Genomic DNA, 11,651 nt, shown 5'->3' on the forward strand with positions numbered 1-11,651 from the left:
TCAGTCCTTAACCGCTCCGCCCAGTCCCGAGACCAGGCGTCGCTGTACGAGTACGAAGAAGACCAGCACGGGGACGGTCATCACCGTCGAGGCTGCCATGATCCCGCCCCAGTCGTTCTCATCGGGTTTGAAGAAGACCAGCAGCGCCATCGGGAGCGTCGACTGGGAGGTGTCGCTGATGAGGAAGGACTTCGCGAAGAGGAAGTCGTTCCAGGTGGAGATGAACGAGAAGACGCTGGTCGCCACGAGCCCGGGGAGGACCAGCGGGAAGAGGATCTGCCACAGGAAGCGGGTACGGCTCGCCCCGTCGATGTACGCGGCCTCCTCCAGGGCCTCGGGGACGGCCTTGACGAAGCCGCGCAGCATCCAGATCGCGAACGGCAGCGAGAAGACGAGGTGGGGCAGGATCAGCGAGCCGAGCGTGTTCAGCTGGCCGAAGTCCCGCATCAGGAAGAACAGCGGGATCGTCAGCGCCTCGACCGGCACCATCTGCGCGACCAGGAACATGATCAGCAGGGTGGTGCGGAAGCGGAATCTGAACCGGGTCACCGCCGTCGCCGCCAGGAAGGCCACCAGCGCGGAGGCGACGACGACCGTACCGGCGACCACCAGGCTGTTGAGGAAGTAGCGCCCGAACTCCTCCTGCTGGAAGACCCGGCGGAAGGAGTCCAGGGACGGGGAGAGCGTCCAGGGCCTCGGGTGTGCGGACTGGACCTCGCCGGCCGGTTTGAGCGCGGAGAGCACCATCCAGTACAGCGGGAAGGCGACGGCGGCCGCGATCAGCAGGGCCGCGGCCTCGGCGGCGAGCCGGCCCGGCCGACGGACGCGCAACAGGGACGGCAGGCTCACAGTTCCTCCCCCTGGCGCCGCATCAGGCGCAGGTACACGAGCGTGACGGCCAGCAGGATCAGCAGCATCACGACGCCGATCGCCGAGCCGAGGCTGTACTGCGAGGACGCGAACGCCTTCTGGTACGCGTACACGTTGAGCACCAGGTTCTGGCCGGCGATGCCGCCGCCGCCCGTCATGACGTAGATCTGGGTGAAGACCTTGAAGTCCCAGATGACCGACTGGATGGTCACGACGACCAGGATCGGCCGCAGCATCGGCGCCATGACCGACCGCCAGATCCGCCACTGCGAGGCGCCGTCCAGCGCGGCCGCCTCCAGCACCTCGGCGGGGATCGCCCGGATGCCCGCGTACACCGTCACCATGACGAACGGGAAGGAGCACCACAGGACTTCGAGGAGCACCAGCGCGAAGGCGCTGTAGCGCCCGTACGTCCAGGAGAAGTCGCCGAGCCCGAGCACCCGGTTGACCGGTCCGAAATCGGCGTCGAAGAGGAAGACCCAGACGGTCGATCCGGTGATCGCGGGGGTCGCCCAGGCGCCCAGCGCGGCCATCATCAGCGCGAGCCGGGGCAGGGCGCGCACCCGCGTCAGCAGGACGGCCAGCGCGCATCCGGTGAACAGGGTGGCCAGCACGCAGGCCGCGGCGAAGACGACGGTGGCCAGGAGCACCTGCCAGAACTGGCTGTCCCGGAAGAGCGTCGCGTAGTTGCCGAATCCCTGGAAGGTGGCGGGTTCGCCGCCGCTGACCTGGGCCTGGGTGTACTCCAGGAAGGAGATCAGGCCCAGTTGGTAGATCGGGTAGACCAGCAGCCCGCCGAGCAGGACGAGTGCGGGCAGCAGGTAGAGCCAGGGGGTCCAGCCCGGCSGCCGGGCGGGTGAGGCCGGGCGGCGGCGCCGGAGCGGGCGGGGAGGGGGACCGTCCGTGCCAGGTGCGGTGGGCGCTCGGTACGCCGTGCTGTTCGCCGTCATCGTCAGCCCGCGTCGGCGAACGCCGCGTCCATCTTCTTCGCCGCGTCGTCCGAGGCCTTCGCCACGTCCTTACGGCCGCTGACGATCTCCTGGAACATCGTCGGCAGGATCAGCGAGGAGTCGATCTGTCCCCAGGCCGGGGAGGCGGGGACGAACTTGGTGCCCGCACCCAGCGTGGTGACGAACGGTTCGACGAACGGCTCCCGCTTCGCCGCGTCGGCCCGCACGTCCGCGTACGTCGGCAGGAAGCCCATCGCGTCGAACATCTTCGCCTGGGTCTCCTTGCCGGTGAGCGCCTTCATCAGGTCGACGGCCAGGGTGCGGTGCGTACTGCTCTTCAGCACACCGATGTTGTTCCCGCCCGCGAACGCCGGGGCGACGGAGCCTTCGGCGACCCCGGGCAGCGGGACGACCGCGTACTTCCCCTTCACGGCGCCCGCCTCGACGGCGGTGTGGCTGAAGTCGCCCCCGATGGCCATCGCGGCCTTGCCGGCGGCGAAGGCGGTGACGGTCGCGTTGCCGCCCATGGCGGCGCACTTGGCGGCCGGGCAGTTGGCGTCGCCGAAGAGCGAGGTGTAGGCCTCGATGCCCTTGCGGGCCTTGTCGCCGTTGATGGCCGCCTTGTACGCCGGCCCGCTCCCGTCGGCCAGTTCGCCGCCGTGGGCCCAGATGAACGGCATCGCGCCGTAGGTGTAGGCGCCGCCGACGGCGAGCCCGTACAGGTCCGGCTTCTTCCCGTGGATCTTCTTCGCCGTGGATATCAGCTCGGCCTGGGACTTGGGGGCCTTGATCCCCAGCTCGGCGAAGACATCGGTGCGGTAGTACAGCGCCCGTACGCCGACGAAGAGCGGGGCCCCGTAGACCTTGCCGTCGACCGTCACGGACTCCTTGGCCGTCGGGTCGGTGTCCTCGGCCTCGTCCCAGGCGGCGAACTCCGCGCTCACGTCGGCCAGTCCGCCGTCCTTCACGTAGCCGGCGGTGTCCGTGTTGCCGTACTCGATGAGGTCGGGGGCGCTCTTCGGGTCGTTGAACGCGGCTTTGACGCGCTGGGCGCGGGTCTCGACCGGGATGTACTCGATCTCGACCTCGGCGCCCCTGTGGCTCTTCCCGAAGGCGGCGACCGCGGCGTCGACGACCTTCTCCTTGGGCTGGTTGCCGACCTCCTGGAACAGCCAGACGCGCAGCGTGCCGGTCTTCTCGTCCTTCTCGGCGCCGGTGTCCGAGGTCTGCGGCGCACCGCAGGCGGTGGCGGTCAGGCCGGCCAGCACGAGGGCTGCGACCGGGGCGGCAATGCGGGCAGAAAGCTTCATCCGGGTACCCCTACCGGTAGGCGTTGCAACATGCGCAACGCACGTTTCGTTCTGCACAACTGGCAGGAGCGTAGGTCCGGACCAAGGCGCCGACAAGTGGTCTCCACCACTCTGTGACCCGCGGACGCAGCCCGTGCAACGCCGGCCGTCCCTTACCCGCAAGAGCCACGGCCGCGCACGAAGAAGAGCCCCCGGGGCACGCGACTGCGTGCCCCGGGGGCTCTTCCGGGCTGTTCGTGGTGGCGCCGGGACTACTTCTTGTCCTTGCCGCCCTTGCCCTTGTCCTTGTCGCCGCCGGCGCCCATGGACTCGTAGATCTCCTTGCACATGGGGCAGACCGGGTACTTCTTGGGGTCGCGCCCCGGTACCCAGACCTTGCCGCACAGTGCGACCACGGGGGTGCCCTCCAGGGCACTCGCCATGATCTTGTCCTTCTGGACGTAGTGGGCGTAGCGCTCGTGGTCGCCGTCGCCGTTCGACACCTGTGGTGTCGGCTCCACGAGGGTTCCGGTGCCTGACCCGCGCTCGGGCTCAAGAGTGCTCATAACCGCCAAGCGTACTGAAAGCCGGGGCATCAGTTCAGCGAAGGGTCGTCCGGATAGGTGGCGATCATGGCCAGTTCGCTGCGCTGGCGGCGCAGGACCGCCCGCCAGAGACTTTCCGGACGGGGCGAGGAGACGTCCCCGGGTTCCGACTCGACGACGTACCAGGCACCCTCGGACAGCTCCGCCTCCAGCTGGCCGGGCCCCCAGCCCGCGTACCCGGCGAAGATCCGCAGCGAGCCGAGGGCGGCGGCCAGCAGCTCCGGAGGCGTCTCCAGGTCCACCAGGCCGATCGCCCCGTACACCCGGCGCCAGCCCAGAGGACCCTCGTCGCCGGGGATCACCGCCACGCCGAGCGCCGAGTCCAGCGAGACGGGGCCGCCCTGGAAGACGACATCGGGTTCTCCGGTCAGCTCCGCCCAGGACGCCAGGATGTCACCGACGCCGACCGGGGTCGGGCGGTTCAGGACCACGCCGAGCGAGCCCTCCTCGTCGTGGTCGAGGAGCAGCACCACCGCACGGTCGAAATTCGGGTCCGCCAGGGCGGGTGTGGCCACGAGCAGCCGCCCTGTGAGCGAGGACACCTCGGTCATGGCAGAAATGATCCCGCATCTTCGTCGTTCGCGGGGGCCAAGTAGCCCTGCCGTCGCCCTGGGTGCCCGAGCGCAGCTCAGGGCGCACGGGTGCATGGGGAGCGCACGCCGGGAGGGGCGATCCGGACGGTAACCCTCCGCAAGATCCGGAGAGCACAGCGTGTTGTGGCGGATTCATGACGTTCGTACACCCCCCGTTCTCTTACGGAAGGGGGGTGCCTGGCCATTACCCTTTCGATTGGCCCCCTGCCCGACCACTCCGGAACGCGAGATTCATGACCGGCACAGACGATGTCCTGCTTGTCCACGGCGGAACCCCGCTGGAGGGCGAGATCCGCGTCCGAGGCGCCAAGAACCTGGTGCCGAAGGCAATGGTCGCCGCGCTGCTCGGCAGCGGGCCCAGCCGGCTGCGCAACGTGCCGGACATCCGCGATGTGCGGGTGGTCCGCGGGCTGCTTCAGCTGCACGGTGTGACGGTCCGCCCGGGTGACGAACCGGGCGAGCTGATCCTCGACCCCACTCATGTCGAGAGTGCGAACGTCGCCGACATCGACGCCCACGCGGGCTCGTCGCGCATTCCGATCCTCTTCTGCGGCCCGCTGCTGCACCGGCTGGGCCACGCGTTCATCCCGGGGCTCGGCGGCTGCGACATCGGCGGCCGGCCGATCGACTTCCACTTCGACGTGCTGCGCCAGTTCGGCGCGACGATCGAGAAGCGGGCGGACGGCCAGTACCTGGAGGCCCCGCAGCGGCTGCGCGGCACCAAGATCCGGCTGCCGTACCCGTCGGTCGGCTCCACCGAGCAGGTGCTGCTGACCGCGGTGCTCGCCGAGGGTGTCACCGAGCTGTCCAACGCGGCCGTGGAGCCGGAGATCGAGGACCTCATCTGCGTACTGCAGAAGATGGGCGCGATCATCTCCATGGACACCGACCGGACCATCCGGATCACCGGTGTCGACCGCCTCGACGGATACACGCACCGCGCGCTCCCGGACCGCCTGGAGGCCGCCTCCTGGGCGTCCGCCGCGCTGGCGACCGAGGGCAACATCTACGTCCGCGGCGCCCAGCAGCGCTCGATGATGACGTTCCTGAACACCTTCCGCCGGGTCGGCGGGGCCTTCGAGATCGACGACGAGGGCATCCGCTTCTGGCACCCGGGCGGCGCGCTGAACGCCATCGCGCTGGAGACGGACGTGCACCCCGGCTTCCAGACCGACTGGCAGCAGCCGCTGGTCGTGGCGCTGACGCAGGCCGCGGGTCTGTCGATCGTGCACGAGACGGTGTACGAGTCCCGGCTCGGTTTCACCTCGGCGCTGAACCAGATGGGCGCGCACATCCAGCTCTACCGCGAGTGCCTGGGCGGCTCCGACTGCCGCTTCGGCCAGCGCAACTTCCTGCACTCCGCGGTCGTCTCCGGGCCGACGAAGCTGCAGGGCGCGGATCTGGTCATCCCGGACCTGCGCGGCGGGTTCTCGTACCTGATCGCCGCCCTGGCGGCCCAGGGGACTTCCCGGGTGCACGGGATCGACCTGATCAACCGCGGCTACGAGAACTTCATGGACAAGCTGGAGAAGCTCGGCGCGAAGGTGGAGCTGCCGGGCGGCTCACTGGTCTGACGCGGGGTTCATCCCGGGGGCCGACGGTCCCCGGGATGCCCCTCCGGGCCCCGGAAACGGCGTTCTGCGGCCCGTACGCCGAAGGGCGGYCACCCTGGTCGGGTGACCGCCCTCCGGCGTGCTCAGGGGTGTTACTTGCCCTTGGCGGCTTCCTTGAGCTTCGAGCCCGCGGAGACCTTCACGCTGTAGCCGGCCGGGATGTTGATCGGGTCGCCGGTCTGCGGGTTACGAGCGGTGCGAGCGGCACGGTGGGTGCGCTCGAAGGTCAGGAAACCGGGGATGGTGACCTTCTCGTCGCCCTTGGCGACGATCTCACCGACGGTCTCGGCGAGCGCGGCCAGCACGGCGTCGGCGTCCTTGCGAGTCACCTCGGCGCGGTCGGCCAGGGCGGCCACCAGCTCACTGCGGTTCATGTTGTTACTCCCGTGTTCTTCTTGCCTGTGAGGCGTGAGATCGAAGCCGATGCTGCCAGGGCCCTCGGACAGTCCCCGGACCCGGGTCCGTTTTTAGACGTTCGCGCCCCGTGGGGTCTCCCCCGGACGAAGTCCTTGGGAAAGCATCCTGCCCCCACCTGCGGCGGGAAAGCCAATCCGGCACCCTCCGGAGTCACACGAAAAGCACCACTGCCTCGTCGTGGTGACGTTCCGTCGACTCCCCAAAAGCGGTCCGCACCTGATGCGGGGCTTCGCGGGACGCGTCGCCCGCCCACCCTAAAGGGGCGTTTGGGGCGCCGCGACCCGCGACGCGCCGGACATCAGACGGACGTGGGGCCCGTCACAGCCGAGCCGGCGGCCTTCGCGGCGTCCCGGACCGCACCCGCGACCGCTCCGGCGACCTTGTCGTTGAAGACCGACGGGATGATGTAGTTCGCGTTCAGCTCCTCCTCGCCGACGWCGTCGGCGAGAGCGCGCGCGGCGGCGAGCATCATCTCCGTGTTGACGGTGCGGGACTGGGCGTCCAGCAGGCCGCGGAAGACGCCCGGGAAGACCAGGACGTTGTTGATCTGGTTGGGGAAGTCGGAACGGCCGGTGGCCACGACGGCCGCCGTCAGACGCGCGACCGCCGGGTCGACCTCGGGGTCCGGGTTCGCAAGCGCGAACACGATCGAACCCTCGGCCATGGCCGCGACGTCGTCGCCGTCCAGGACGTTCGGGGCGGAGACGCCGATGAAGACGTCGGCGCCCACGACGGCCTGCTTGAGGGTGCCGGTGACGGACTCCGGGTTGGTGTTGTCGGCGATCCAGCGCAGCGGCGAGTCGGCGTGGGCGGAGACCAGGTCCTCGCGGCCGGCGTGCACCACACCGTGGATGTCGGCGACGACGGCATGCTTGACACCCGCGGCGATGAGCAGCTTCAGAATGGCCGTACCGGCCGCTCCGGCACCGGACATGACGACCCGTACGTCCCCGATGGCCTTGCCCACCACGCGCAGGGCGTTGGTCAGGGAGGCCAGGACGACGATGGCGGTGCCGTGCTGGTCGTCGTGGAAGACGGGGATGTCGAGCGCCTCGCGCAGCCGGGCCTCGATCTCGAAGCAGCGCGGCGCGGAGATGTCCTCCAGGTTGATGCCCGCGAAGCCGGGGGCGATCGCCTTGACGATCTCGACGATCGCGTCGGTGTCCTGGGTGTCCAGGCAGATCGGCCAGGCGTCGATGCCGGCGAAGCGCTTGAAGAGGGCCGCCTTGCCCTCCATGACGGGGAGGGCGGCCATCGGGCCGATGTTGCCGAGGCCGAGCACCGCGGAACCGTCCGTCACGACTGCGACGGAGTTGCGCTTGATGGTGAGACGCCGGGCGTCCTCGGGGTTCTCGGCGATCGCCATGCAGACCCGGGCCACGCCGGGGGTGTAGATCATCGAGAGGTCGTCACGGTTGCGGATGGGATGCTTCGACGCCATCTCGATCTTGCCGCCGAGGTGCATCAGGAACGTACGGTCGGAGACCTTGCCGAGGACGACGCCCTCGATGTCGCGCAGGCCTTCGACGATCTCGTCCGCGTGCGAGGTGGAGGAAGCGGCGATCGTGACGTCGATCCGCAGCTTGTCGTGGCCGGAAGCGGTCACGTCGAGGCCGGTGACCGAACCGCCGGAGGACTCCACGGCCGTGGTGAGCTGGGAGACCGCTGTGCCGCTCGCGGGCACCTCCAGCCTGACCGTCATCGAGTACGAGACGCTGGGCGCCGTTGCCATGGCCGAGTCCTTCGCTTTCCTTAGAGGGTCCTGCAACCGGGGGGCGGCGCCCTCTGAGCTTCATTGCTGTGCGTGGCCGGAACTACCTCTCTCCGGACACGCCTTCCGATATTCGCACCTACCGACGGGTAGCCGGTAATGACTGCCGCAGTTCGGAAAGTATTTTCCACCATACGAGATATGAGGCGGCCAGCGGAACCCCCGCCTGCCGCACAAACGAAAACAGACCCGCGCCACCGGAGGGTGACGCGGGTCTGTCTTCTTCAGTTGAGCGGCACCGACCCGCCATGCTCGCCTCGCGGCAAGTGGTCGCTCGTAGCGACGAAGGTTGGGCCCGGGGGCTTGGATCGAGCCGGTGCCGACTCCAGGCTAACAAAGACCCCGGAGAAGTGATTCCCCCAGCGCAGGTTGACCGAAAAAAGGATCCCGCGCGCCGGGCCCGTCCGTCCCCGAGCGAGCCCGGCACCCCGGCCCCGAGCAGGCCCGGCGCGCCGGCCCCGGTCAGTCCCTCAGCAGGTCCGGCACCCCGTCCTCGTCCGGCAGGTCGCGTTCGCCCGAGACGACCGTGAGCTGCTGGGTCGCCCGCGTCAGCGCCACGTACAGCACCCGCAGCCCCGCCGGCGACTCGTCCGCGATCTCCGCGGGCGAGACGACCACCGTGGCGTCGTACTCCAGGCCCTTCGCCTCCAGGCTGCCGAGCGCCACCACGCGCTCGCCGAGCTCCGCGAGCCAGCCGCGGGCCTGCGCCCGCCGGTTCATCGCGACGACGACGCCGACCGTGCCGTCCACCTCGCCGAGCAGCCGCCGTGCCTCCTCGCGCACGGTGCCGGCCAGATCGCCGTCCCGTACGGTCTCGAAGCGCGGCTTCACGCCCGTGGAGCGGACCGCCGCCGGGGACTCCATGCCCGGCATGGCGAGCGCCAGGACCTTGGCGGCGAGCTCGGCGATCTCCGCCGGGTTGCGGTAGTTGACGGTGAGCGTGAAGTTCCGGCGCGGGCGGCTGCCCAGCGCCTCGTCTCGGGCCGCCGACGCCTCGTCCGGGTCGGACCAGGAGGACTGCGCCGGGTCGCCGACGATCGTCCAGGTGGCGTGCCGGCCGCGGCGGCCGACCATCCGCCACTGCATCGGCGTGAGGTCCTGCGCCTCGTCGACGATGACGTGCGCGTACTCCGTGCGCTCCGCCGCGAGCCGCTCGGCCCGCTCCCACTGGGTCTCCTCGCGCTGCGGCATCAGCTCCTCGAGGCCGGTGAGCTGGTCCAGCGGATCGAACTCGCGCTTGCGCTTGGGCCGGTGCGGCGCCCCGAGCAGCGTCTGCAGCTCGTCGAGGATCGCCACGTCGTGGACCGACAGCGGACCGTGGCCCTCCGCGTCCAGGCGCTTCAGGGAGCGCGCGAGCCGGCGCACCTCGCCCTGGTTGAGGGTGCGGCGCGCCCACCGGGCGAGCCGCTTCTCGTCGGCCATCGACGCGAGCACCCCGCGCGGGGTGAGCTCGGGCCACCAGGCGTTCAGGAACTCGATGAACGGCGTCTCGGTGGAGACGTCCTCGTCGAACGACGAACGCAGTTCGGCCGCCAGCTCCTGATCGGTGTAGCGGCCCCGGCCCGACGACCTGTTCCACAGCGCGTCGAGCAGCAGTTTGCGGGCGCGCGGGCGCAGCAGGTTGACCGGCGCGGTGCCGCTGAGCACGTTGTTGCGGATGCGCCGGAGCTCGTCCTCGTGCAGTTCGACCCGGGCGCCAAAGGCCACCACCCTGAGCCGGGTGGGGGTCGCGGGCTCCTGAGGGGCCTGGTCCGCCTCGCCGAAGGCCAGCTGGCCGTCCTGCGCCGGGGCAGGACGGGGCGCGGGCTGTTCCAGCGCCCCGCGGGCCGCCTTGCGCAGCACGTGGAGCATCCGGGAGGAGCCCTTGATGCGCGCCACGGCCGGTTCGTCGTAGGTGGTGGCGCCCTCGGTGCCGGCCGCCTCGTCGGAGAGCGAGCCGACCGCGCGGATCGCGACCTGGCCCTCCTCGCCGAGCGAGGGCAGCACGCCCTCGGTGTACGCGACGAGCAGCGGCGTCGGTGAGACGACGAGGATGCCGCCCGCGTAGCGCCGCCGGTCCTGGTAGAGCAGATACGCGGCCCGGTGCAGGGCGACCGCGGTCTTGCCGGTTCCGGGGCCTCCGGAGACCTCGGTGACCGAGGCGGCGGGCGCCCTGATCACCAGGTCCTGCTCGGCCTGGATGGAGGAGACGATGTCCCGCATGGTGTGGCTGCGGGCCTGCCCGAGCGCCGCCATCAGCGCGCCGTCCCCGATGACGGGCAGCGTGTCGCCGCCCAGGTACGCGGTCAGCTCGGGCCGCATCAGGTCGTCCTCGACCCCGAGGACGCGGCGGCCCTTGGAGCGGATCACCCGGCGGCGTACGACCCGGCCCGGTTCCTTCGGCGTCGAGCGGTAGAACGGCGCGGCGGCCGGGGCGCGCCAGTCGATGACCAGCGGCGCGTAGTCGGAGTCGAGGACCCCGATCCGGCCGATGTGCAGCGTCTCGGCGATATCGGCGGTGCTGTCCTCCCGTACGGCGTCGTCGGCCGGTTCGACGGAGGTGAACGCACCGTCCGGGCCGCGTTCACCGTCCTTGCCGAGCAGGAGGTCGATCCTTCCGAAGAGGAAGTCCTCGAACTCGCTGTTCAGCCGGTTGAGATGGATTCCGGCACGGAACACCTGGGCGTCACGTTCGGCGAGCGCTCCCGGTGTACCCACCTGGCCGCGCTTGACGGCGTCATTCATGAGAAATTCCGCCTCGTGGATCTTCTCCTCGAGGCGGTGGTAAACACGGTCGAGATGTTCCTGCTCGACACCGATTTCCCGGTCCCGCAACGAATCGACAGCGGCATCCTGCGCGGCCACCGAGGCCCCCTTCTGACGTGCATTGGGCAGCCGTCAACCCTATGCGAAGGGGGGCCGTCGCGCACCTGCCGAAGGCATCGATCTCGCGCGCCGGGATATCGATTGCGTGTCGGTGGCCCCGCGGTCCGGTCAGACGCCGACGCTCACCAGCCGTTCGCCGTCGAACGTACGGACGTCGAAGTGGTCGATGTCGGCCCGGTCCATGGCCGCCCCGCCGTGCACGTAGAGCGGATATCTGGCGGTGGGGTGGCTGGAGTCCGTGATGCCGTATCCCCACTTCGGGACGGACCAGGAGGTGACGACCTCCTCCTCGCCGGTCTTCGAGACGGCGATCAGCCGGCACTTCTGCGGGCCCTTCACGTTCTTCAGCTCCAGCACGGTGTGGGTGCCCCAGGCCTTCGGCTCCATGCCGACCGTGGCGTCGACCGCGGTGACGGGGTCGGTGGCCTGTGCCTTCTCCTTCATGTGGTGGAAGAAGGCGTCCTCGGCGGGGCTGGTGGGGTGCGGGTCGGCCGCCTCCACGCTGCTGGTGCCGCCGCCGGTGGCCATCACCGCGACCACCGGGCCGCCGATGATCAGCGCCGCTGCCGCAGCCACCAGGTACCTCGCGCGCCGCGTGCGCCGGGCGCGCCGGACGGCGACCTCGTCGACCAGGGTGTCGAGGACCCGGGGCGCGGGCGGGGTGGGGACGTGCGGGAC

9 protein-coding genes and 1 pseudogene are annotated in these 11,651 nt (G+C 70.1%); 1 reads left to right on the forward strand and 9 read right to left on the reverse strand.

Features of this window, described 5'->3' with window-relative positions; all coding sequences use genetic code 11:
* The 5 genes from EAO72_RS21365 to EAO72_RS21385 form a co-directional block, all read right to left on the reverse strand.
* Complete coding sequence (locus EAO72_RS21365; RefSeq protein WP_148018919.1) at window positions 1-849, reverse strand: carbohydrate ABC transporter permease; 849 nt, start codon at window positions 847-849, stop codon at window positions 1-3.
* Window positions 846-1,820, reverse strand: a complete 975-nt coding sequence (locus EAO72_RS21370; protein WP_148018920.1) for a carbohydrate ABC transporter permease — start codon at window positions 1,818-1,820, stop codon at window positions 846-848. Before EAO72_RS21370 ends, EAO72_RS21365 begins: the two co-directional genes overlap by 4 nt.
* Before the next feature lie 2 nt (window positions 1,821-1,822).
* Entirely contained in the window at window positions 1,823-3,130 is a 1,308-nt protein-coding gene (locus EAO72_RS21375; RefSeq protein ID WP_148018921.1) for an extracellular solute-binding protein, read from the reverse strand.
* A 251-nt stretch (window positions 3,131-3,381) separates the two neighbouring features.
* On the reverse strand, window positions 3,382-3,675 hold the full coding sequence (locus EAO72_RS21380) for a DUF3039 domain-containing protein (protein ID WP_148018922.1): 294 nt from the start codon (window positions 3,673-3,675) through the stop codon (window positions 3,382-3,384).
* Window positions 3,676-3,704: 29 nt separating this feature from the next.
* Window positions 3,705-4,265, reverse strand: a complete 561-nt coding sequence (locus EAO72_RS21385; protein ID WP_148018923.1) for a YqgE/AlgH family protein — start codon at window positions 4,263-4,265, stop codon at window positions 3,705-3,707.
* 275 nt (window positions 4,266-4,540) lie between these two features.
* Here EAO72_RS21385 and murA point away from each other — a divergent pair, with 275 nt between their 5' ends.
* Window positions 4,541-5,881, forward strand: a complete 1,341-nt coding sequence (gene murA / locus EAO72_RS21390; RefSeq protein ID WP_148018924.1) for a UDP-N-acetylglucosamine 1-carboxyvinyltransferase — start codon at window positions 4,541-4,543, stop codon at window positions 5,879-5,881.
* Window positions 5,882-6,012: 131 nt separating this feature from the next.
* On the opposite strand, the gene EAO72_RS21395 is transcribed toward murA, so the two are convergent.
* The 4 genes and pseudogenes from EAO72_RS21395 to EAO72_RS21415 form a co-directional block, all read right to left on the reverse strand.
* Window positions 6,013-6,294, reverse strand: a complete 282-nt coding sequence (locus EAO72_RS21395; RefSeq protein ID WP_003968811.1) for an HU family DNA-binding protein — start codon at window positions 6,292-6,294, stop codon at window positions 6,013-6,015.
* Window positions 6,295-6,635: 341 nt separating this feature from the next.
* The gene (locus EAO72_RS21405; RefSeq protein WP_148018925.1) at window positions 6,636-8,069 is read right to left on the reverse strand and encodes an NAD-dependent malic enzyme; all 1,434 of its coding nucleotides are present in this window, start codon (window positions 8,067-8,069) and stop codon (window positions 6,636-6,638) included.
* A 501-nt stretch (window positions 8,070-8,570) separates the two neighbouring features.
* Window positions 8,571-10,952: a HelD family protein gene (locus EAO72_RS21410; protein ID WP_148018926.1), complete on the reverse strand. Its 2,382-nt coding sequence runs from the start codon at window positions 10,950-10,952 to the stop codon at window positions 8,571-8,573.
* Between the two features lie 129 nt (window positions 10,953-11,081).
* Window positions 11,082-11,651, reverse strand: a pseudogene (locus EAO72_RS21415) (RNA polymerase subunit sigma); the annotation flags it as partial.

The organism is Streptomyces sp. OR43, assembly GCF_008042275.1.
Classification (GTDB): domain Bacteria; phylum Actinomycetota; class Actinomycetes; order Streptomycetales; family Streptomycetaceae; genus Streptomyces.